The 23192-nt window shown below is 70.7% G+C and carries 18 protein-coding genes; 5 read left to right on the plus strand and 13 right to left on the minus strand.

Translation table 11 applies throughout. From position 1 onward, the window contains the following. On the plus strand, nt 1–1173 hold a 1173-nt coding region (locus tag CWC38_RS04290; protein WP_133306230.1), incomplete at its 5' end, for a S8 family peptidase. 313 nt (nt 1174–1486) lie between these two features. Here the strand turns inward: CWC38_RS04290 and CWC38_RS04295 are convergent. Both CWC38_RS04295 and CWC38_RS04300 read right to left on the minus strand, forming a co-directional pair. Further along, nucleotides 1487–3640: a glycoside hydrolase family 15 protein gene (locus CWC38_RS04295; RefSeq protein ID WP_240625045.1), complete on the minus strand. Its 2154-nt coding sequence runs from the start codon at nt 3638–3640 to the stop codon at nt 1487–1489. A 126-nt stretch (nt 3641–3766) separates the two neighbouring features. After that, the gene (locus tag CWC38_RS04300) at nt 3767–4609 is read right to left on the minus strand and encodes an alpha/beta fold hydrolase (RefSeq protein ID WP_165860338.1); all 843 of its coding nucleotides are present in this window, start codon (nt 4607–4609) and stop codon (nt 3767–3769) included. Between the two features lie 270 nt (nt 4610–4879). On the opposite strand from CWC38_RS04300, the gene CWC38_RS04305 reads away from it, so the two are divergent. The 3 genes from CWC38_RS04305 (at nt 4880) to CWC38_RS04315 (ending at nt 10902) form a co-directional block, all read left to right on the plus strand. Next, nucleotides 4880–6298: a glucose-6-phosphate dehydrogenase gene (locus CWC38_RS04305; RefSeq protein WP_121845591.1), complete on the plus strand. Its 1419-nt coding sequence runs from the start codon at nt 4880–4882 to the stop codon at nt 6296–6298. Between the two features lie 101 nt (nt 6299–6399). Beyond that, the gene (locus tag CWC38_RS04310; RefSeq protein ID WP_121845592.1) at nt 6400–7902 is read left to right on the plus strand and encodes a SulP family inorganic anion transporter; all 1503 of its coding nucleotides are present in this window, start codon (nt 6400–6402) and stop codon (nt 7900–7902) included. A 156-nt stretch (nt 7903–8058) separates the two neighbouring features. Beyond that, on the plus strand, nt 8059–10902 hold the full coding sequence (locus CWC38_RS04315) for a DMT family transporter (protein ID WP_121845593.1): 2844 nt from the start codon (nt 8059–8061) through the stop codon (nt 10900–10902). Between the two features lie 92 nt (nt 10903–10994). Here the strand turns inward: CWC38_RS04315 and CWC38_RS04320 are convergent, their stop codons facing one another. The 4 genes from CWC38_RS04320 to CWC38_RS04330 all read right to left on the minus strand — a co-directional run bounded on the left by CWC38_RS04320 (nt 10995) and on the right by CWC38_RS04330 (nt 14838). Further along, nucleotides 10995–12557 carry an AbgT family transporter gene (locus CWC38_RS04320; RefSeq protein WP_121845594.1) on the minus strand — a complete coding sequence of 521 codons (1563 nt, stop codon included), beginning with the start codon at nt 12555–12557 and terminating at the stop codon, nt 10995–10997. Nucleotides 12558–12757: 200 nt separating this feature from the next. After that, on the minus strand, nt 12758–12958 hold the full coding sequence (locus CWC38_RS12015; protein ID WP_124106140.1) for a hypothetical protein: 201 nt from the start codon (nt 12956–12958) through the stop codon (nt 12758–12760). A gap of 34 nt (nt 12959–12992) precedes the next feature. Further along, nucleotides 12993–13970 (minus strand): 2-hydroxyacid dehydrogenase, encoded by a 978-nt coding sequence (locus CWC38_RS04325; RefSeq protein ID WP_121845595.1) that lies wholly within the window; start codon nt 13968–13970, stop codon nt 12993–12995. Nucleotides 13971–14217: 247 nt separating this feature from the next. Then, nucleotides 14218–14838, minus strand: coding sequence for a superoxide dismutase (locus tag CWC38_RS04330; protein ID WP_121845596.1), 621 nt, complete (start codon nt 14836–14838; stop codon nt 14218–14220). A gap of 160 nt (nt 14839–14998) precedes the next feature. On the opposite strand from CWC38_RS04330, the gene CWC38_RS04335 reads away from it, so the two are divergent. Continuing rightward, nucleotides 14999–15622: a GNAT family N-acetyltransferase gene (locus tag CWC38_RS04335; RefSeq protein ID WP_121845597.1), complete on the plus strand. Its 624-nt coding sequence runs from the start codon at nt 14999–15001 to the stop codon at nt 15620–15622. Between the two features lie 47 nt (nt 15623–15669). Here CWC38_RS04335 and CWC38_RS04340 read toward each other — a convergent pair whose 3' ends face one another. From CWC38_RS04340 to CWC38_RS04370, 7 genes are all read right to left on the minus strand, one after another. Next, nucleotides 15670–16257 (minus strand): SRPBCC family protein, encoded by a 588-nt coding sequence (locus CWC38_RS04340; RefSeq protein WP_124106141.1) that lies wholly within the window; start codon nt 16255–16257, stop codon nt 15670–15672. A 769-nt stretch (nt 16258–17026) separates the two neighbouring features. After that, a complete protein-coding gene (locus CWC38_RS04345) occupies nt 17027–17995 on the minus strand; it encodes an ABC transporter substrate-binding protein (protein WP_121845599.1) in 969 nt (322 codons plus the stop codon). Further along, nucleotides 17992–18669 (minus strand): ABC transporter permease, encoded by a 678-nt coding sequence (locus CWC38_RS04350; RefSeq protein ID WP_121845600.1) that lies wholly within the window; start codon nt 18667–18669, stop codon nt 17992–17994. Before CWC38_RS04350 ends, CWC38_RS04345 begins: the two co-directional genes overlap by 4 nt. After that, nucleotides 18666–19409: an ABC transporter permease gene (locus tag CWC38_RS04355; protein ID WP_121845601.1), complete on the minus strand. Its 744-nt coding sequence runs from the start codon at nt 19407–19409 to the stop codon at nt 18666–18668. Before CWC38_RS04355 ends, CWC38_RS04350 begins: the two co-directional genes overlap by 4 nt. Further along, complete coding sequence (locus tag CWC38_RS04360) at nt 19406–20572, minus strand: ABC transporter ATP-binding protein (RefSeq protein ID WP_121845602.1); 1167 nt, start codon at nt 20570–20572, stop codon at nt 19406–19408. Before CWC38_RS04360 ends, CWC38_RS04355 begins: the two co-directional genes overlap by 4 nt. Nucleotides 20573–20635: 63 nt before the next feature. Next, entirely contained in the window at nt 20636–21211 is a 576-nt protein-coding gene (locus CWC38_RS04365) for a DUF421 domain-containing protein (protein ID WP_121845603.1), read from the minus strand. Nucleotides 21212–21257: 46 nt separating this feature from the next. Continuing rightward, nucleotides 21258–23144 carry an ABC transporter ATP-binding protein gene (locus tag CWC38_RS04370; protein WP_206059853.1) on the minus strand — a complete coding sequence of 629 codons (1887 nt, stop codon included), beginning with the start codon at nt 23142–23144 and terminating at the stop codon, nt 21258–21260. Nucleotides 23145–23192 lie beyond the last annotated feature (48 nt).

Below are 23192 nucleotides of genomic sequence, written 5' to 3' on the forward strand. Positions count from 1 at the left end.
ACCCCGGCCCCCGCCCCCGCGCCGGCGAGCAGCACCATCAACCAGCAGGCCAAGGTCCTGGACGTCACCGGCGGCGAGTACGTGGTCATGCTGGAGCTGCCGGCCTCGGCCTCCGGCGCCACCACCAGCGCTGCCGCCAAGTCCGCCGTGGCCAGCACCACCCAGAAGCAGACCGCCAAGTGGCAGTCCAAGGGCGTGAAGGTCAAGCAGCAGTTCAAGAACATCGGCGGCTTCACCGCTGACCTCACCCCCGCCCAGGTCAAGGCCCTGGACGCCGATCCCGGCGTGGCCGTGGTGGAGAAGAACAAGACGGTCCGCGCGAGCGCCACGCAGTCCGGCGCCACCTGGGGCCTGGACCGTTCCGACCAGAAGGACCTGCCGCTCAACGGCTCCTACTCCTACAACGCCACGGGCCAGGGAGTCACCGCGTTCATCATCGACACCGGCGTGCGGGCCTCCCACTCGGAGTTCCGGGGTCGCATTGATCCCGGTGTCACGGCCGTCGATGACGGCCGAGGCAGCAGCGACTGCAACGGCCACGGCACGCACGTGGCCGGCACCACGGCGGGCACCAAGTACGGCGTGGCGAAGTCCGCGAAAGTGGTCCCCGTGCGTGTGCTGGGCTGCGACGGCGTAGGCTCCACCGCGGGAATCGTGGCCGGCATGGACTGGGTCTCCTCCAATGCGCAGGGCCCCTCCGTGGCGAACATGAGCCTGGGCGGCGACACCTCCGCGGCTCTCGACAACGCCATCGGGCGGATGTCCCGCGCCGGCGTGGTGCCCCTGGTCGCGGCGGGCAACGACTACGAGAACGCGTGCAACTTCTCCCCGGCGCGCGCGAGCGCCGGCATCACCGTGGGATCCACGGACCGCCGGGACCAGCTCTCCGAGTTCTCCAACTGGGGCTCGTGCGTGGACATCCTGGCCCCCGGCACGGACATCACCTCCGCATGGCCGTCCAGCGACTCGGGGACCAACACGATCTCCGGCACCTCCATGGCCACTCCCCACGTGGCGGGCGCGGCAGCCCTGTACCTGCAGCAGCACCCCAACGCGAGTGTCGGTGAGGTGGAGCGCGCCCTCAAGAACAGCGCCACGCCCAACACCATCGACTACGTCAACGGGTCCCCGAACCTCATGCTGAACACCACGGTGCTCACCGGCGGCCGCTGACCGGTTCTCCCACGGCCCCCGGTCTCAGACCGCCGGGTGGTCCGTGAGAGCGTGCGGCGCGGCACGGCGGAGCTCACCGAACGCCGCACCGCCGCGCTGACGGGAGAGGCCCACCCCGCTCGGGGTGGGCCTCTCCTGCGTCTGGTGCCCAGCGCTCACGGCCGCCATCCCCGGTGCCCTCGGCCCGGTGCACCCGCGTTCGGGGACGACGACGCCGCTGCGCCCAGCTCCGGCCTCTCCGCCCCGCACAGGGTCACCGGGCCACACCGCCCCAGGTCCCCTCGCAGCACCGTGCCACCGGGTCGCACCGGGTTCACCTGTCCCCGCGGCGTGCCTCCTCCAGGGCGTCCGCGGCGCGGATGAGCCCCAGGTGGCTGAACGCCTGGGGGAAGTTGCCCGCGAGCCGCCCCCGTGCGACGTCGTACTCCTCGGAGAGCAGACCGAGGTCCGAGGCGAAACCCACCGTGGTGCGCATGAGCTGCGCGGCGTCCTGGACCCGGCCGCAGCGCGCGTACTGCTCCACGAGCCAGAAGGTGCAGATCACGAACGGCGCCTCCTCGCCGGAGAGCCCGTCCGCGGACTGCCCGCCCGCGGCGGTGCGGTACCGGCGCAGCTGCCCGTGCTCCACCTGCAGATCGCGTTCGATCCGCTCCACGGTGCGCAGCATCGCCGGGTGGTCCGGGGCGATGAAGCCCGTGTGGGGCAGCTGCAGCAGGGACGCGTCCACCTCGGTGCCGCCGTAGGTCTGGGTGAAGATGCCCAACTCCTGGTTGTAGCCCTTCTCCCAGATCTCGGTGTGCAGCCGGTCCCGCAGCCGGGTCCAGCGCTCCACGTCCCCCGCGAGGCCGTGCTCGCGCACCGCCCGCAGGCCCTCGTTGAACGCGGTCCACATCATCACGCGCCCGTGGGTGAAGAACTGCGGCTCCCCGCGCATCTCCCAGATCCCGTTGTCCGGGGTGTCCATGTGGAGCTCGCAGAAGGACATGAGGTTGCACTGCAGCCCCCACGAGTAGTCGTTCTCCTCCTGGCCCGCGTCCCGCAGGGTGGCCAGGGCCATCATGACCTCACCGGCCACATCCGCCTGGTACTGGTCCTCCGCGCCGTTGCCGATCCGCACCGGACGGGAGCCCTCGTAGCCGCTCAGGTGGTCCAGCTCGGACTCGGTGATGTTGCGGCGCCCGTCCACGCCGTAGAGGATCTTCAGCTGGTCCGGGTTCCCGGCGACCGCCCGCAGCAGCCAGTCCCGCCACAGCAGCGCGCCGTGCTGGTGGCCGCGCTTCACGAGCGCCCCGATGGTCAGCGCGGCGTCCCGCAACCACGTGTAGCGGTAGTCCCAGTTGCGCTCGCCCCCGAAGTCCTCCGGCAGAGCGGCCGTGGGCGCCGCCACGATCCCCCCGGTCTCGGAGTGGGTCAGGGCGCGCAGCACCAGCAGGGAGCGCTTGATGATCTCGTGGTACTCGCCGTCGCAGTCCACCGCGGAGGCCCAGTCGGTCCAGAAGGTGTGGGTGGCCTGCTGCGCGCGGTCGGGATCCGCGGGCACCAGCAGCTCGCGGTAGGACTCGCTCCACGTGAGCACCCAGTCCAGCTGCTCGCCGGCCTGCATGCGGAACGTGCCACGGTGGCCCCGGCGCAGGCCCTCCAGCACGCGGATGTCCGCGCCCGGTCCGTGGGCGGCGTCGTGGTCCACCGCCACGTCCTCACCGTCCCGGCCCAGCTGGTAGGGCTGCAGCTGCGGGCCCGTGAGCAGCAGCGCGTCCGGGCCGGCGACGGCGAGCAGCCCCTTCCCGTCCGTCTCCCCGGAGCGCGCCTCGCGCGCGGCGCGGTGCACGCGCTCCCGGAAGTGGCGGTACCAGTGCGCGGCGCGGGGCTCTTCCGCCCCGTCCTCGGCGGGTGTGTCCCCGGCGGCGGCCCCAGCCTCCCGGGTGCCGGTCTCCGGGTCGTGCGCGGACGACGTCGCTCCCCGCGTCCCGTCCGCCGCGTGCGGGGCGTGGCTGGTGCCCACCGGGTGCGGCTCGGAGGGTGAGTCCTGCATGTGCGCGCAGTCGTCCCCGTTGGAGTGGCTGTCCAGGTCCACGCGGCGCACCCACGGCGTGATGCGCCCGTAGTCGAAGCGGATCCGCAGGTCGTGCTCCACCTCCACGGTGCCCTCGAGACACTTCACGCGCCGCACGAGGTCCGCGTGGTCGTCGCTGGGCGGCAGGAAGTCCGTGACGAGCACCCGGCCCGTGGGGGTCTGCCACTCGGTCTCCAGGATGAACGTCTCCGGGACGTACCGGCGGGAGACCACCTCCCCGTCCACCGCGCTGAGCTTCCAGCGGCCGTTGTCCTCGTCCCCCAGCAGCGCGCAGAACACGGCGGGAGAGTCGAAGCGCGGGAAGCACAGCCAGTCGATGCTGCCCTCCCGCGAGACCAGCGGTCCCGTGTGCAGATCGGCCAGCAGGGCGTAGTCCTCCAAGGGGGTGCTCATGCGGGCCATTCAAGCACCACGGCGGCTGGCTTCCGCACCCACTGCACGCGGTGGACCTCGCCCGTCCTCGCATCGCGCCACTGGTGAGACCGGGGGCAACCCATCCGAGGGTGCCGTGACCCGGACTCACGCTGGAGGAGAGCCCCTGCGACCGTCGCGGGGTCCCGGAGGAGAGCTCCGTCCGTCCCGGACGGGACGCGGCTGGCCGGATGCGCGCCGAACGGTCCACATGACCAGGCGGGCCGTCTCGTCCGGCACGTCGATCATGGGGAAGTGCCCGCAGTTCTCGAGCTCGACCCATGCGATGCCCGGTGTCCTTGCCGCCGCTCGGCGCAGACCGCCCGAGTCGAGAATGAGGTCGCGATCACCCCATGCCACGGTGGCCGGGACCGTCAGCTCATCGTGGAAGCGCGCGACGAAGGCTTGAGGGAGGAATCCTGCGAAACCTGCCCAGCTGTGCAGCGAGCGCAGGCGCCGGACGAAACTGGTGCGGTCCCCGGGTGAACTGGTGGACAGGGGGCGGTCGGCGTCGTCGGCTGCCGAGGTGGCGAAAGGGCTGCGGGCGAAGTTGATCCGGTTTGCCAGCAGAGCCGCGCCTGCTTTGAGCAGGTGGAGCGGGGGAGAGAAGCCGGCCGGAGCGAGCGCGGTGACGCTGCGCCCGTACCCGCGCGCGGCAAGCTCCAGAACAATGAGGCCCCCCAGCGAGTTGCCCACCAGGTGGGGCCGCTCCACACCGAGAGAGTCCATCGTCTCCACGATCCGGGAGACGGTCGCGTCGATCGAGTACGACCACGGCAGCCACGACCTGCTGGACAGCCCGTGTCCTGGCAGGTCGATCGAGATGACCCGCATGCCCTCGGGAACAAGACGTTCTGTCAGCGCCCGCCACACCTGGTGCCGGTGGCCCAGCCCGTGAATCAGCACGACGGGCTCGCCCCGGCCAGCGGTCGTCGAATGCAGGACACTCATGCCCCAGTATGAGCACGCCTCCCCCGCTGCGGAAGCAGCCAGAGGCTTGGACCCGCAGCACACCGGAGGTGTTCTGCACCCGGGTCGATCACCGCGGAGAGTGGGGGAGTGCCAGTGTGCTCGGACTCCCCCTCTGCCGGGTGCCCCATCCCGCCCTCGGGTGCGCAGGCCGGGGCTCGTCATCACGGTTGCCCCCGCGGAGCACGCGGGGGCGTGGTGGGGCGTTACCTGCGCAGCCCGCACCCCCTTTCCACCCCCTACCCTGATCCCATGGACAACATCAGGACCCTTGTGATTCTCGGCGCCTCCGGTGACCTCACCGCGCGCCTCCTGCTCCCGGGGCTGGGCTCCCTGCTCGCCATGCAGCCCGAGCGGGAGATCACGGTCATCGGCTCCGCCCGGGACGACTTCCCGGGTCCGCTCGGCCCGGACGACGACGTGCGCGCGGAGACCTGGGAGGACACCGTCGCCAAGGCGTTCGCGTCCGTGGACGCCACCGGCCCCGCCGTGGAGCACGCACGGGAGAACACGCGCTGGGTCTCGTGCGACGTCACCGAGGCGGCGGACCTCGAGAAGCTGCTGGGCGACGTCGTGGGCCCGGTCTGTCTGTACTTCGCCCTGGCCCCGGCCATCACCAAGAAGGCGTGCGCGGCCCTGGCCGAGCTGGACTCCCTGCCCGAGGACCTCTACCTGGCCCTGGAGAAGCCCGTGGGCACGGACCTGGACTCCGCGCGGGCACTCAACGCGCAGGTGGCGCAGCTGGTGGACGAGGAGCACACGTTCCGCGTGGACCACTTCCTGGGGATGCCCGGTGTGCTGGACATCGTGGGGCTGCGCTTCGCCAACCGGCTGTTCGAGCCCGTGTGGGACCGGCGGCACATCGAGTCCATCGAGATCGTCTTCGACGAGACCCTCGCGCTGGAGGGCCGCGGCGAGTTCTACGACTCCACGGGTGCCGCTCGGGACATGCTGCAGTCCCACCTGCTGCAGGTCATGGCGCTGACCATGATGGACCCGCCTTCGCGCTTCGACGCCGTGGAGGTGCCCGCGAACACCGCGCACATCCTGCGGGCCACACGGCTGTGGGACGAGGAATCCGCGACGCACGCCGCCGAGCACCCGGGCATCACCCCGGTGGTCCGCGGCCGCTACACCGCCGGGACCGTGGGCGGGCACGAGGTGCCCGACTACGCGCGGGAGCAGGACGTGGACCCGAACCGGGAGACCGAGACGTTCGTGCAGGTCACCCTGGAGGTGGACACGTGGCGCTGGAACGGCGTGCCCGTGACACTGCGGTCGGGCAAGGCGATCGGCAATCCCGCCCAGCACATCCGCGTGACCTTCCGCCGCCCGCCGCACGAGTACGCCGGCTGGCCGCACCCCACCGCCCCCAACGCGCTCACCGTGGGTTTCGAGGAGGAGCACGTGCAGCTGGAGACCAACGTGGGCAGCCCCTTCGACTCGCGCGGGATGAACCGGCTCACCCTCTCCAGCGGCGTGCCGGAGCCCGGGCTCACCGCGTACGGCTCCGTGATGCGCTGGATCCTGGACGGGGACCCCACCTTCACGGTGCGCGCGGACGCCACCGAGGAGGGCTGGCGGATCATCAACCTCATCCAGCACGCCTACGACACGTGCGCCCCTCTGCAGGAGTACCCCGCCGGTTCGGAGGGACCGCGCCCGGCCTGAGCGGGTAACCTCGAACGTCCCTTCTCGACCGCCACACGGCGACGGCGCCGGAATGGCGGCTGGTCAGGACTCCGTCCCTCCGTTCGATCCCCAGGAGCACCGTGTCCACCACTGTCGCCACGCCGCCCGTCAGCCCTGTCCAACGCCAGTCCGTGCTGCGCACGCTCCGCACACCGGCGTGGCTCAGGGTGGAAGTGCTGGGTGCCCTCGTGGTGGGCCTGGCCCTGATTCCCGAGGCCATTGCGTTCTCCGTGATCGCCGGTGTGGATCCGCAGGTGGGACTGTTCGCGGCCGCGATCATGGCCATGACGCTCGCGCTCACCGGCGGCCGCCCCGCCATGATCTCCGCGGCCACCGGCGCAACCGCGCTGGTCATGGCCCCGCTGGTCGCCTCCCACGGAGTGGACCACCTGGTGGCCGCCGTGCTGCTGGCCGGGGTTTTCCAGGTGGTGCTCGGCGCTCTGGGGTTCGCCCGCGTCATGCGCTTCGTTCCCCGGGCGGTCATGGTCGGATTCGTCAACGCCCTCGGCATCCTGCTCTTCGTGCCGCAGCTGCAGGAGCTGATCGGTGTGCCGTGGGCTGTCTACCCCGTGGCGGCCGTGGCCCTGCTGATCGTCTTCGGACTGCCCCGGTTCACCACCGCCGTGCCCGCTCCGCTCGTGGCCATCCTGGTACTCACTCCCGCGGTGCTGCTGCTGGGCTGGCACGTTCCCTCCGTGACGGACAAGGGGCAGCTCCCCAGTGCATGGCCTCACCTGGTCCTCCCCTCCGTTCCTCTCACCTGGGACACCCTGCGGATCCTGACCCCCTATGCCCTCACCATGGCGGTGGTGGGCATCATGGAGTCTCTGATGACGGCCAAGCTGGTGGACGACATCACGGACACCCCCTCCTCCAAGACCCGCGAGACATGGGGCCAGGGCGTGGGCAACATGGTGAGCGCCCTCTTCGGCACCATGGGCGGCTGCGGAATGATCGGGCAGACCATGATCAACGTGCGCTCCTCCGGGGCGCGCACACGGATCTCCACGTTCCTCTCCGGCCTCTTCCTGCTGGTGTTCGTGGTGCTCCTGGGGGACGTGGTGGGAACCGTCCCCATGGCCGCGCTGGCGGCCATCATGATCTTCGTGGCATGGGCCACCTTCGACTGGCAGTCCGTCCGCCCCTCCACCCTGCGGCGGATGCCACTGTCCGAAACGACGGTCATGCTCGTGACCGTGGCCGTCACGGTCGGCACCCACAACCTGGCACTGGGGGTCGCCGCGGGCGTCCTCGCCGCGGTCATCGCCTTCGCGCGGCGCGTGGCCCACGTGGTCTCCGTGGAGCGCTCCCTGGACGACGACGCCGCAGTGGCCACCTACCGCGTGCACGGCGCACTGTTCTTCGCCTCCTCCAACGACCTCTACGCCCAGTTCCGGTACGCGGAGGATCCGCAGCGGGTGGTGATCGACTTCGCGGACTCGCACATCTGGGATGCCTCCACCGTGGCGGCACTGGACTCCGTGGTGCAGAAGTACCAGCGGCACGGCACGCGGGTGGAGGTGGTGAATCTCAACCCCGAGAGTCGCCGGCTGCGAGTCCGGCTCTCGGGGTCCCTCTCCTGAAGGCTCCCCTCCACCGACGTCGCGGTGCAGACATGTTCAAAGAATTGTCTCCCTGAAGGCGGTGTCCTCCCCCAATCAGGTGCTCCCCTCTGATATCCAGGATTTACCCAGGTTCCATCCTGGGCATTGGCTGACCACCCCAGGGGAGAGACCACCATGCCTTCATCGGCGCACGATCCGGCGGGCGAGTCCCGAGAACCGGAGAAGAACACCGTCGGAGGTGTTCCCGCCGCTGACGGCGCGGCGCACCACCCCGAGCAGAGCACCCGCACCACCGGCGGCGCGGAGGAGACCTGCGCCATGCCGCCCGTCACGGACACCGACCCCTCCGGTGCTCCCACCCGGGCCACCGAGACACCGGGCGCCGCGGCCGCCGGGCAGCCCGGCGCTCCGGCCTACACACCGCCCGCCGCGCTGGCGAGCATGACCGGGCGCCACTGGTGGGTCCCCGTGGTCGCCGGGCTGGGCGGCTACGCGGGCATGCTGGTGGGCACGGCCATTGCCCTGCTGCTGAGCGTGCTGGGCCTGGCGATCGCGGACGACTCCTCCGGAAGTGTGACCGACCAGTTCAACGAACAGATCAAGGACACCACCGGGGTGGACGCGGACACCTCCGGAATCGGGATGATCCTCTCCGTCCCGTTCCAGCTCGCCGCCATGGCCGCGCTCGTGCCGCTGCGCGTGGTCATGAGCTTCGGGGAGGACGGTGGCTCTGCGGGCATCACCGTGCCCCAGTACTTCGCCCTCGCGTGCGGCATCCTCACGGCCTGGTTCCTGGCCCGCAAGCTCTCCACCCGCATGCGCGTGGAGACCCGCGCGGTGCAGTGGGTCATGGCCGCGGTGGCGGGCCTCACCTGGGGTGCCGTGGCGCTGATCCTCACCGCTCTCACGGTGCTGCGCATGGACATCCCCGTGTTCTACTCGAACGTCCAGCTGCGCGTGACCGCGGTGGGTGGGCTGCTGTTCCCGGTGCTGTTCGTGGTGGGCCTGCTCACCACAGCCGCCGCGTTCAACGCCCGCTCCACCCAGACCTCCCCCGGCCGTGTGGTGACCGGTGCGGAGCGCACCGCTCCCGGCCTGCTGCAGGTGCTGCGCCCCGTGGCGGTGCAGGTCGCGGTGTTCGGCGCGGTGGCCGGGCTCGGGCTGCTGATCACCGCGTTCGTCCAGGGCGGCGCCGCGGCCGGCTTCTCCGCACTGCTGTGGCTGCCCCTGGCCGTGGGGTGGCTGCTCGTGCTGTCCCTGCTGTCGGCGATGTACACGGGCGGCGCGGCTGCCTCCTGGGCCGACCTCACGGGCCGCTCCCACGCGGCGTACCTGTGGACGGACGGCGCCGTGCCCCCGTGGGCCGTGGTCCTGTGCATCCTGCTCGCCGTCCTCTCCGTGGTGTGCGCGGCCCTCGCATGGGCCCACGTGCGTCCCCTGGACCAGCGGGTGGCCCGCAACCCGTTCGCGTGGGCGGTGCTGCCCGTGACCTACTTCCTGCTGGGCCTGCTGCTCATGTGGCTGCTGAACGTGGGCGGCTACATGGCGGAGGACGGCGGCCGCGCGAGCGCTGCGGCCTTCAGCGTCCGCCCGGCCGGCTGGACCTGCCTGGTGTTCCTGCTGTGGGGCGTGGTCATCGAGCTCCTGGCCCGTTTCGTGGCCCCCGCGTTCATGCACTCCCTGCCCGCTCCCCTGACCCGCGCACTGCGCGGATCGGACCGGGCCCGCAACCGCGCCGCCGTGGTGGCCTCCGCCGCCGCGATGGGCGGCGCCGGGGTGGCCGCGGCCACCGCGCACCGTGCCCCGGCCCAGGAACCGCAGCGGGCGACGTCGCCCGGGCAGTACCCGGCCGATGAGACCGTGAGCGCGCAGCAGGAGGTCCCCGCGGCACCTGCCGCGGGCGAGCAGACCCGGACGCTGCCAAGCTACGACGACCCCACGTCCACCGCGAGCCTGCCCGTGCAGCGCACGCCCATGGATCCGGCGAAGAAGAAGCGGATCCGGCTGATCGCGATCATCGTGGGCGCACTGGTCCTGCTGGGTGTGGTGGCCGCGGTGGTGTTCTCCATCCTGAGCCGCACCGTGTTCGGCCCGGACAACCAGGCCGAGGAGCTGCTGCAGTCCGTGCAGAACGGCAAGGCCTCCGCGGTGACGGACGCGGCGAACCCCAACGTGAACACCGGCCAGCGCGCGCTGCTCACGGACGGGGTCTACGGCGCGGCCCAGAACCGGATCTCTTCCTACGAGGTCAAGGACACGGAGATCAACGGAGACCACGCCACGGTCCACGCGAACGTCACCCAGGACGGTGTGACCACCCCCGTGGACGTGCCCATGGTCAGCGACTCCCGCAACGGGCTGTTCAAGTCCTGGCGCGTGGACGACGCCGCCGGGGTGCCGCTGTACCAGACGTTCAGCGTGGAGATCCCCGCGGGAGTGGGCGAGCTGACCGTGAACGACCAGAAGATCACGGTGGACACGCAGAACGGCACCCACACCCAGCAGTTCACCGTGCTCCCGGGCGACTACGCCGTGGGCGTGGCCTCCCCGGGCAAGTACGTGACCTACGGCGGCAAGCAGGTGGCGGAGATCCGCGCCGGGGCGCAGTCGATGGAGTCGAGCATGGCCTTCAGCCGGTCCTTCACCCCCGCGCTGGAGCAGGACCTGACCAAGCAGCTCAACGCCAAGCTGGACACGTGCGCCAAGAGCGCGGACTTCGAGCCGCAGGGCTGCCCGTTCGAGTACTCGATCTTCGGGGACAAGAAGGACTACCAGAACCCCTCGTGGACCATCGAGCGCTATCCCACGTACTCGGTGTCCTCCCCCTCGGAGACGAGCGACGAGATCTCCTACTCCACCTCCAAGTCCGGCAAGGTGCGGCTGGACTACCAGTACAACGAGCAGTGGGACGAGGAGAAGTCTCCCAAGTGGAAGGACAAGGACACCACCTCGAGCATCTACAGCTCGGGCACGGTGACCGTCTCCGGGGACAAGCTCACCGTGAAGTCTTCGGACTGAGCCCCCTGCCCCGGCCCGGTTCCCACCGGTGACCGACGGACGGCGCCCCTCCCCTGTGCGGGGAGGGGCGCCGTTCTGCGTGGTGCGGGGCGTCAGAGGTCCTGCGGCCCCAGCGGCAGGCCCAGCAGGTACCAGACCACGAAGAGCAGGAACCAGCCCACCAGCATGGCGATCGAGACCGGGAGCACCAGCGAGATGAGCGTGCCCACGCCGGCCTCCTTCTGGTAGCGGCGCAGGTAGCCGAGCACGAGCGCGAAGTACGGGCTCACGGGACTGATCACGTTGGTGGGGGAGTCGCCGATGCGGAACAGCGCCTGGGTCATCTCCGGGGAGACGTTGAGCAGCATGAGCATGGGGACCATCACCGGCGCCAGCAGGGTCCACTGGGCGGAGCCGGAAGTGATGAGCAGGTTCATCACGGCCACGATCACCACGATGCCCGCGAACGTGAGCACGGGGCTCAGCCCCAGGGAGCCGATGAAGTCCGCGCCGTAGACGGCGAGCACCGGGCCGATGCCGGACCACTGGAAGTACGCGGTGAACTGCGCGGCCGCGAAGAACAGCACGAGCACGGGCGTGACCCCGGCGAGCCCCTTGGCCATGGCCTCGGGCACCTCGCGCGCGGTGGTCATGGTCCCGGCGGCGCGGCCGTAGACCCAGCCCACCACGGCGAACACGATGGCGATCACGATGCCCACGTTGAGCAGCAGCGGGGACATCAGGATGGAGCCGTCCTCCGCGCGCAGGGGCGAGCCGGGGATGAGCAGCAGGGCCAGGTAGATGGCCAGCATGATCAGGAACGCGATCCCGGAGTTGCGCAGGCCGCGCTTCTCGCGGGGCTTCAGGCGCATGTCGTTGAAGTCGCCCATGTCCTGCTGCTTGGTGTCCGTGTCCTCGGCGAGCGCCTCCCCGCGCTTGGAGAGCACGGCCTCGGTCACCAGGGTGATGATCGCGGCGAGCACCAGGGAGGAGACGAACGTGAAGAAGTAGTTGGACACCGGGGTGACCAGCACGCTCTTGTCGATCAGCCCGGCCGCCGCGGTGGTGATGCCACCCAGCAGGGCGTCGGACGCCGTGGGCAGCAGGGACGCGTTGAAGCCCGCCGCCACGGAGGTGAACGCGACGATCAGGCCCACCACCGGCGAGCGCCCGGCGGCCTTGAACGCGAGCGCGCCCAGGGGGATGAGCACCACGTACATGGCGTCCGAGGCGATGGATCCGGTGATCCCGGTCAGCGCGAGCACGAACGTGAGCCACTTGGGCCCCACCCGTGCCACGGAACCGCGCAGGGCGGCGGAGAGCATGCCGGACTGCTCGGCCACAGCCACGCCCAGCAGCACCACGATCACCAGGCCCAGCGGCGGGAACTCCACGAAGTTGGTGACGGACTCGGACACCATCTTGCGCAGACCGTCCGGGGCCAGCAGATTGGTGACCGCCACGGTCTCGCCGGTGGCGGGATTCACGGCGCTGAGCCCCACGGCGGAGAGGATCCAGCTCAGCAGCAGCACGATGCCCGCGAGCATCAGGAACAGCCAGAACGGGTCCGGGAGCTTGTTGCCCAGCCACTCGATCCAGTTCAGGACACGGAGCAGGACACCTGTTCCCCTGGTCCCGGAGCCTTTCGGGCGGGCGCTGGGCGCGGAGGAGGACATGGCGGTTTCCGTTCTGACGGCTGCGGCGGACGTGTGATCTGCCCAACGTACGCAACCCCGGGGCCGTGAAGGGTGAGGACACGGGGACGCCGGGAATGTGGCGCCGGGAACCCAGCCGCAACGGCGCCGCTCGATGGCCTCTGAGCGGCTCCCTCTCGCCCTGTGGGCCTCACCTCAGACGGGGTGGCCCTTGAATGCCCTCACCACAGCGGCCATGGCGGCCTCCACGGGCGCACGTCCCCGTTGACCTGCTGGGCAAAGACCTCTTCGGGGTTCATCGGCGGGGTGGGGTCCGGGCCCCACACCAGGTACACCTGCCCGTACTGCGTGCTCAACCGCCCGTCCCACAGGGTTTCGCCGTTCTGAGGATCGTTCACCGGGTCCCGCGATCGTGTGTTCACGAGATCATGATCGTGGGATCACGCCCTCCTGCAGCTAGGCACCCACCGGGTACGGCGGACGCTCCCCGCGGGCCATGGCGACGGCGTTCTCCGCGGCCATCCGGGCCATGCCCGCCCGGGTGCCGGCCTCCGCGGAGCCCACGTGCGGGAGCAGGAACGCGTTGGGCAGCTCCAGCAGACCGGGCTCCACGGCGGGCTCGTGCTCGAACACGTCCAGGCCCGCGGCGAAGATCTCCCCCTCGCGCAGGGCCTGCACCAGGGCCTTCTCGTCCACCACGGGCCCGCGCGCGGTGTTCACGAGCACCGCGGTGGGCTTCATGGCGCGCAGCACCTCGGCGTCCACCAGGTGCGTGGTGCTCTCCGTGAGCGGCACGTGCAGCGAGAGGTAGTCGCTCTCGCGCACCAGCTCGTCCCACGGCACCTGGGTCACGCGTCCGGCGAGGTCCCCGAGCTCATCCGCCGTGACCTCGCGGTCCTGCGGGGGACGCTGGGTGAACACAACCTTCATGCCGAACCCGAGCGCGCGCCGGGCCACCGCCTTGCCGATCCGGCCCATCCCGGCGATCCCGAGGGTGGCACCCGTGACGTCCTGGCCCACGAGCAGGTCCGGCCGCAGCCCCGTGAAGTGCCCGCCGCGCAGGTACCCGGACGCCTCGTGGGCCCGTCGGGCGGCACCCAGGAGCAGGAGCACGGCGACGTTCGCCGTGGCGTCGTCGAGCACGTCCGGGGTGTTGCCCACCGCGATCCCGTGCTCCGCCGCGACTGGAACGTCCACGTTGTTGTAACCCACCGCGTAGTTCGCGATCCCCCTGATCCTGGCCCGCGCCAGCAGGGAGGCGTCGAAACGGTCCGAGACCTGGGCGAGCACCACGTCGTAGTCCCCGCTCGTGACCGCCTCCTCCAGCTGCGCGGCACTCATACCGTGGCGCACGTCCACCTCCCCGGCCTCACGCAGGATGCTCGGTCCGGGCTCGGGGATCTCCTGGGTCACCAGGAAGCGCGGGGTGCTCATGGGTGGTTCTCCTCTGGGTCGTGAGGGGGACGGCAGTCCGGGGCCGGCACGGGACGACGACGCCGGCCGTCTCCGGCACGAAGCTGCGGCCCCGGGCGGTGCGGCGACGCCGGGCAACCCAGCCGGCCGCGCAGCGTCGTCGTCCCCGCCGGGAAGCACGAGACCCCGCCCGGCAGGGGCCGGAGCGGGGTCTCTGGGAGCGTGGCACCGCGCCGAGCGGGGCGTCACGCGGTGATCACATGGGTGATCAGATGAGGGACTTGGCCCCGGCGCGCGCCTTCTCGAAGCGCTCGGTGACGTCCGCCCAGTTGACGATGTTCCAGAAGGCCTTGACGTAGTCCGCCTTGACGTTCTGGTAGTCCAGGTAGAAGGCGTGCTCCCACATGTCCAGCTGCAGCAGCGGGATGGTGGCCACGGGCACACCGTTCTGCTGGTCGTACATCTGCTCGATCACCAGGTTGCCGGCGATGGGCTCGTACGCGAGGATCGCCCAGCCGGAACCCTGGATGGTGGTGGCCACGGCCGTGAACTGGTCACGGAAGCCCTCGAAGGAGCCGAAGAACTCGTCGATCGCCGCGGCGAGCTCACCAGTGGGCTTGTCGCCGCCCTCGGGGGACAGGTTCTTCCAGAAGATGGAGTGGTTGATGTGACCACCCAGGTTGAACTGCAGGTCCTTGGAGAGTTTGGCGGCACCGGCGGCGTCACCGTTGGCGCGGGCCTCCTCCATCTTCTCGAGCGCGGTGTTCGCACCGGTCACGTAGGTGTTGTGGTGCTTGTCATGGTGCAGCTGCATGATCTGCGCCGAGATGTGGGGCTCGAGGGCGGCGTAGTCGTACGGGAGGTCGGGGAGAGTGAACTTCTCAGCCATGGTGGAGCATCCTTCCAGTTGCGGGCGTGATGGCTCCACTGTCCAACGCTCCCGTTCCGCGGGTCAAGGACGTTCAGCCACCGGCGTACGGTGCCGGGCGTCCCGTCACGTTCCGTCACACCGCGTCTCCCCGGGGACGCGTCTGCCCTAGTCTCGGGGCATGCCAGCCGACGACGCCGCCCGCCCCGTCCCGCACCTCGCCCCCGGCGTCACCGTGGACCCGAGCACGCTGGAGATCCTGCCCGCGGAGCCCCACCACGCACGGGGCGTCGTGGAGCTGCGAGACGCCCTGGCGCGCTGGATGCAGGCTCGCGGCATCGACCAGTGGCGCGAGGGGGAGTTCGCCCAGCAGCACGTGGAGCAGGAGATCACCCGGGGCGAGTGGTGGGTCATGACGGACCCCCGGGAACCCGAGCGCGTCCTCGCGAGCGTCCGCGTGACCTGGGAGGACCTGCCCATCTGGGGCGAGCAGCCCGAGCCCGCCGGGTACATCCACGGCGTGGCCGTGGACCGTGCCCTGCGCGGCACCGGAACCGGAACGCGGCTGATCCGCGTGGCGGAACGCGCCATCGCGGCTTCGGGGCGCTCGATCTCCCGGCTGGACTGTGACGAGTCCAACCCCGTGCTCGAACCGTTCTACGCGGGCCTCGGCTACACACCCCGCGGGGCCGTGGACTTCGACGTGCCCGGCATGGACTACCGCGTACGGGTGCTGCGCATGGAGCGCACGCTGCGCCCGGGTGGCGGCCCCGTCACGAAGCACGGCGCCTCGGCGCCCAGGTGATGCGGGCGCCGAGGAGCCTCGCGCTGCCGACGGATCGAATGGTCCCCTCAGGCGCTCTGGGGGCGGCGCAACCGGGGCACCCCGGTGCACGAGGCGACCGGCTGCGTTCGGGGCGACCCTCCCGGCCGGTGCGTCACCTCGTGGCGCGCCCCGAGCCGAGTCTCCCGGGCGGCGGCCGTACCCGCGCGGCCGAGCACGTCCTCGCGCATGCATTCCAGCCCCCTGGTGACGGCACGTCGGACCAGTGCCCGGGTCAGGGGACACCGCCACCACAGCGCGCCCCGCATCCGCACCTCGTTGCGCAACCGCACCAGTACGCCACCGTCCACGCTGCGCCACGTGAACTCCGCCGTGACGTCCACGGTCCCCTTGGTGGTTCGCAGCAGGAGCGATTCGCCGGGGACACGGTCCGCCACGATCATGATGAATTCGCACGGCAACACCCCTCCGGAGGGCGTGAACTCCAGTGCTGCCCCCACCTCCAGCGGCGTTTCCAGGCACGTGGGCCAGTGGAACGTGACCCCGAACCAGCGCCCCATGGCCTCTGGCCGGCCGACCAACTCGTCGAACTGCTCCCGGCTCACCGGAACCTCCTGCTCCGCGAGCAGGCTGAAACCGTGGCCGGTGTTCTTCATCTGGGCTATCCGAACTGACATTTTTCCCCCTAGACGCGTGCTTCTCCCCAAGCCGCTCGTCCCACCGAGCGGCCCTTGCACGCAAGTAACCAGTGCTTTCAGTCTTATGCAAAGGGGAAGAATCTTCACCCCGCTCGGGGGACGTGACTCGTGCACAGCCGGTGGACAAGAGTTATCCACAGGAGTGGAGAAACCTGTGCATGATTCGAACACGTCTTCGACAGTGACTGGCCATCGTGGCCCTGCGCGCCGTAGAATGCCGCGTGACGTGCAGGAATACCGAACAATCGTCCGGTCGGCACCGGGGACGACAGCCGTGTAACTTATCCACGCCTGTGGACAAAGGCTGTGGACAAGAGCGAGTGCCCACCCCTTCGGGTGTACGCACCCCCACTTAGGGGGACAGTTATGTGACAGCGTTATTCCTCGCTCTCGGGGACACCCGGCGCCCACCCTGTATCCGTGTACCTCCGACAGTGCGAAGGTGGCGTGCACATGACCGCGGGGGCACCTGCCGTTCACTGCACAGCTTGTGCACAGAGTTATCCACAGGTGTGGAAAGAGGGGTGGGCGGCCGCGGCGCCACATGGGGCGATGCCCCCGTTTCCGCAGGTCAGCGCCGTGCTGCGGATATCCCCACGGTCTGTGGAGAACCCTGTGCACACCGCTGCGCACGGGCCTCCGCACGCCCTCAGGTGAACGGGACGTGAAGAACGCCCGGCGGTTCCCCGGTTCGGGGAGCCGCCGGGCGTTCCGGGCGCGGGCGGACTCAGGAGGCCTTGCCGTACCCGTGGTCCGTGAGCCACTGCTTCGCGGCGTCCGCGGGGTTCTGCTGCTCGTGCCCGCTGACCTTGCGGTTGAGGTCGATCAGGTCCTGCGTGGTGAGCTTGCCGGAGAACTTGTCGAGCGCGTCCACGGCGTTCCGGGGCAACCGGTCCGGAGCCGTGAGCGGCAGCACCTGCTGGGCGATGAAGTTGTTCTTCGGATCGTCCAGCACCACGAGCTTCTCGTCCTGGATGGCCGGGGTGGTGGTGAAGATGTCCGCCACCTGCGCGTCCCCCTTGGTGAGGGCCTGCACGGTGAGGGGGCCGCCGCCGTCGTTGATGGGCTGGAAGGACTTGAAGGAGCAGTCGTACTTCTGCTTCAGCCCGCTCGTGCCGTAGGCGCGCTCCTGGAACTCGGGCGGACCCGCCATGACCAGGTCCTTGCACACGGAGGAGAGGTCCGCCACGGACTTCAGCCCGTACTTGTCCGCGGTGGCCTGGGTGACCACCAGCGCGTCCTTGTCCTCGGCCTGGGAGGCCTTCAGCACCGAGAGGTCCTGGCTCTTGAGCTTCTCGGGCAGCGCCTTCATGATGTCCTGCGCAGAAGCAGCCGTGGCGTTCTTGTCCGCGAACAGCAGCAGATTGCCGGAGTAGTCCGGAACCACGTCCACGGAACCGTCCTTGACCGCGCCCACGTACGCCTCGCGCGCTCCGATCCCCGGGTTGGTCTCCACCTGGACCCCGGCGTCCCGCAGCACCCCGGCGTAGAGCTCCGCCACCACCTGCGACTCGGGGAAGTCCGCCGAGCCCACGGTGACCGTGTCCGAGGAGCCGCCCGAGGCGTCGTCGTTCTTGTCCGCGAGGGGATCCGAGCCGCCACCGCACGCGGTGAGGGCGAACACGGCCGTGGCGGCCGCGGCCACCCGGGCCGCGGGGCGCCAGGAGGCGCGCAGGGAGGAGTGCTGCGATGTCATGGTCGATCTCCTGTCAGTGTGAGACCCGGCGAGGTCACCAGGCGTTGGAAGAGCGCGAGAACGGCGTCCGCGGCGAGCGCGAGAACGGCCACGAGCACCACGGACGCGAGCATGCGCGAGTAGTCCCGCACCGCGAGCCCGTCGATCAGGTAGCGGCCCAGGCCGCCCAGGTTGATGTAGGCCACGATGGTCACGGTCGCGAGCACCTGCAGTGCGGCGTTGCGGATCCCGCCCAGGATCACGGGCAGCGCCACGGGGATCTCCACGCGCAAGAGGGTCTGGGACTCCGTCATGCCCATCGAGCGCGCGGAGTCCACCAGCGCCGGGGACACCGCCGCGATCCCGGAGTACGTCCCGGAGAGGATGGGAGGAATGGCCAGCAGCACGAGCGCCAGGATGGGTGGCATGAGGCCCAGCCCCATGAGCAGGGTGAACAGCGTGAGCAGACCCAGGGTGGGCAGGGAGCGCAGCGCCCCCGCCAGACCCACGACCACGCCCCCGCCGCGGCCGGTGTGGCCCACCCAGAGCCCCAGCGGGACGGCGACCACCAGGGCGATCGCCATGGTCAGCGCGCTGTAGCCCACGTGCTCGAGCAGGCGCACGGGAATCCCCGTGGGGCCGGCCCAGTTGGCCGGGTCGGTCAGGAACTGGGCGGCCTGTGCGAAGAGGTTCATGCGGGGGCACCTCCCGATTCCACGGTGGCCAGGGCACCGGCACCACCGCGCGCACCGCCGGGCCCGTTCTTGTCACGACGCCGCTCGGCCGGACGCCGGGCGCCGGCCCCCGTGCGCTGCCAGCGGGTCAGCGCGTGACCGAGCAGACGCAGCAGCTGGTCCAGCACCACGGCGATCACCACGGTGGCCACGATGCCCACCACGATCTCGGAGATGATCGAGCGGCGCAGCCCGTCCGTGAACAGGGTGCCCAGGGACTGGATGCCGATCACGGCACCCACCGAGACCATGGAGATGTTGGAGACCGTGGCCACGCGCAGCCCCGCGACCATCACGGGCACCGCGAGCGGCAGCTCCACGCCGAAGAAGCGGCGGACCGGCTTGTACCCCATGGCCGTGGCGGCCTGCAGGACGTCCCGGTCCAGCGACTCGAAGGCGTCCACGCACGAGCGCACCAGGATGGCGACCACGTACAGGGTCAGCGCCACGACCACGTTGCCCACGGACGTGATCTGCGTGCCCAGGATCAGGGGCAGCACCACGAACAGGGTGAGGGAGGGGATGGTGTAGAGCAGCGAGGAGCCGGTGACGAGCACGGGGCGCAGCCACCTGCTCCCGGCGGCCGCGCGGGCGAGCGGCACACTGACGAGCAGACCGATGACCACCGGGACCACCGACTGCACCAGGTGCGAGCCCGCGAGCTCCAGCACCGAGGACCAGTTGTTCGCCAGCCAGTTCACGCGCTCTCCACCCGGTCGTGGCGTGCCGCGCGCTGCGCCTCGATCGCGCGCATCACGTCCTCGCCGGGGACCACACCGGCCACTGCGCCGTCCTCCGAGACCGCCACGGCCTGCCCGGAGGGGGAGGACAGCGCGGCGTCGAGCGCGGTGCGCAACGAGTCCCCGCGGTGCCACAGGGTGCCGCCCACCCGCAGCTCCTCGCGTCCGGCGGCCTCGCCGCGCTCGTCCACGGGCAACCAGCCCACGGGGTGGTGGCGCGCGTCCACGGCAAGCACCCAGCCCGACGACGCCGCGGCGCCCGCTCCCTGCCACGGGGCCGGGTTCGCGCTGCCCGGGCCCACGACGGTGCGCTCACCGGTGTCCGCGTTCAGCACCGTGACGGGCTGCAGGTCCACGGGGGCATTCTCGAAGCTCAGGGAGCGGAAACCGCGGTCCCGGCCGATGAAGTCCGCCACGAAGTCGTCCGCGGGAGCACGCAGCAGCTCCTCGGGGGTCGCGTACTGGGCCAGGCGGCCACCGCGGGCGAAGACCGCCACGCGGTTACCCAGCAGGATGGCCTCGTCGATGTCGTGGGTCACGAACACGATGGTGCGGTGCAGCCGCTGCTGCAGATCCAGCAGCTCACGCTGCAGGTCCTGGCGCACCACCGGGTCCACCGCGGAGAACGGCTCGTCCATGAGGAGCACGGGCGGGTCCGCGGCAAGCGCGCGGGCAACTCCCACGCGTTGCTGCTGCCCGCCGGAGAGCTGGGCCGGATACCGGGTGGCCAGGGACTCGTCCAGGCCCACCGAGCCGAGCAGCTCGCGGGCGTTCGCGCGGGCCTCCCGCTTGGACACCCCGTTCAGCCGGGGCACGGTGGCGATGTTGTCCTCCACCGTCCTGTGGGGCATCAGACCGGACTGCTGCATCACGTAGCCCATGGAGCGGCGCAGCTGGGCGGCGGGGATGCTCGAGACGTCCCGGCCGTTGACCTCCACCACGCCCGAGGTGGGCTCCACCATGCGGTTCAGCATGCGCAGGGACGTGGTCTTGCCGCAGCCGGAGGGGCCCACGAACACCGTGAGGGATCCGGCGGGAACGTCCAGGTCCAGGTTGTCCACCGCTGCGGTGCCGTCCGGATAGACCTTGCTCACTCCGCGGTAGCGGATGGCCATGTCGGTCATGGGGTCCGTGTCCCTTCGTAGGCGTGGCACCATCCTAGTCACGCGCAACAATCAGTGAGCGAACTAATCAGTGCCCTCCGGAGCCAGGAACTCGTCCGGGATCCGCTCCGCGCCGGCCATGTCCGAGAGCAGGTGGCGGTCGATGGGTACGCCCCGGCGCAGCACGCTGATGCCGCCCCCGGGCTCGTGCAGCACGCACGCCACCTCCGCGTAGGAGCGCACACCTGCGCGGCGCAGCGCCCCGTGCAGCTCCGAGCGGGTGATGTGCGAACGCCGCAGGGCCTGCTCGTCCACCTCGTCCCCGGTCATCAGAATCCGCGCCGGGGCGTTGAAGAGCCGCTGCAGCCGCGGGCGCGTGCCCAGCTGTCCGAACACCACCTCCAGCAGGAACAGGGTGGCCAGGCCCAGCACACCGCTCGCGAGGGTGGGCGGGTGTCCCAGGATCACGCGTCCGGCCACGGCCCCGAGCATCACGGTGACCACCACGTCGAACGTGGACATGGCGGTGAGCACCCGCTGGCCGAGGAGGCGCACGAACACCAGGAACACCACGTAGATGCCCACTGCGGAGAGCACCACCCCCACCGCGTGCGGCAGGGTGATGCCGAGCTCCGCCCACAGGCCGTTCCATCCGGTCACGCAGCACTCCTGGGGCTCGGGGGAAACGACTGGTCCGCCGGGAACGCTACCGGGCGGCGTCGTGCTCCTGGCCGCCGGCGGCGAACTGGGTGGCGTGCAGCTCGGCGTAGCGCCCGCCGCGCGCCAGCAGCTCCGCGTGGGAGCCGCGCTCCACGATCCGCCCGGCCTCCACCACCAGGATCTGGTCCGCCTTGCGGATGGTGGAGAGCCGGTGGGCGATCACCACGGCGGTGCGCCCGGACATCGCCTCGTCCAGGGCCGCCTGCACGTGCGCCTCGTTGGTGGAGTCCAGGGCGGAGGTGGCCTCGTCCAGGATGACCACGCGCGGCCGGGCCAGGAGCAGACGCGCAATGGTGAGGCGCTGGCGCTCGCCCCCGGAGAGGCGGTAGCCGCGCTCCCCCACCACGGTGTCCAGCCCGTCCGGCAGGGACTCGATCACGTGGCGCAGCCGCGAGCGCTCCAGGGCATCCCACAGCTCGGCGTCCGTGACGCCCTCCCGCGCCACGCCCAGGTTGGCCCGGATGGTGTCGTGGAAGAGGTGGCCGTCCTGCATGACCATGCCCACGGTGTGGCGCAGGGACTCGAAAGTGGTCTCGCGGACGTCCTGGCCGCCGATGCGCACGGCACCGGAGTCCACGTCGTAGAGCCGCGCCACCAGCTGCGCGATCGTGGACTTGCCCGCACCGGAGGAGCCCACGAGCGCCACGGTGTGTCCTGCGGCGGCGCGGAAGCCGACGTCGTGCAGCACCTCCTCCCCGCCGCGCGAGTCCAGCACCGCGACGTCCTCCAGGGAGGCCAGCGAGACCTTGTCCGCGGAGGGGTAGGAGAAGGTGACGTGGTCGAACTCCACGTCCACCGGGCCCTCGGGCAGCGCACGGGCCGTGGGGCTCTGCGTGATCAGGGGCTTGATGTCCAGGACCTCGAAGACCCGCTCGAAGCTCACCACCGCGCTCATGATGTCCATGTGCGCGTTCGCGAGCATGGTCAGCGGAGTGTAGAGCCGGGTCAGCAGCATGCCCAGGGCCACCACGGAGCCGGCGTCGAGGTGCCCCAGCAGGGCCTGCGTGCCGCCCACCCCGTAGACCAGGGCGAGCGCGAGGGCGGAGACCAGCGTGAGGGCCGTGACGAACGTGGTCTGCAGCATGGTGGCGCGGATGCCGATGCCCCGCACGTCGTCCGCGCGCGCCGCGAACTCACGGGACTCCTCCGCGGGGTCGCTGTAGAGCTTCACCAGGGTGGCCCCACCGGCGGAGAAGCGCTCGGTCATCCGTGTGGACATCTGCGCGTTGTACTGGGCGGACTGGCGCTGCAGGGCGGCCAGCTTGCCGCCCATGGCGCGCGCGGGAACCAGGAAGATGGGCAGCAGCAGCAGGGACAGCACGGTCACCTGCCACGAAATGGTGACCATGACGCCCACCGTGAGCAGCAGGGAGACCAGGTTGGAGACCACCCCGGACAGCGTGCCTGCAAAGGCACGCTGCGCGCCGATCACGTCCGTGTTCAGCCGGGACACCAGGGCGCCCGTGCGCGTGCGGGTGAAGAACGCGAGCGGCATGGTCTGCACGTGGTCGTAGACCGCGGTGCGCAGGTCGTAGATCAGGCCCTCGCCGATCCGCGAGGACTGCAGGCGGCTGAGCAGGGACAGTCCGGCGTCCGCCACGGCCACCACTGCGATGGCAACGGCCAGCCACACCACCACGGAGATGTCGTGGCCGCCCGTGATGGCGTTGACCACGCGCCCGGCGAGCACGGGGGTGACGACCCCCAGGACGGCGAGCACCACGGAGACCAGGACGAACGCGATGATCGCGCCGCGGTGGGGCCTGGCGAAAGTGGCGATCCGCCGCACCGTCTCCCCGCTGATCCGGCGGCCCTTGTTCTCCTGGCCCTTCATGGTCTGCCACATGGCCATGTGCGCGCTCTGCATACTCACGCGCCACACTGTAGACCCGTGCTCAGACTCCCACAGCGGGCACGGCGG

The organism is Kocuria tytonicola (genome assembly GCF_003687455.1).
Lineage (GTDB): Bacteria > Actinomycetota > Actinomycetes > Actinomycetales > Micrococcaceae > Kocuria > Kocuria tytonicola.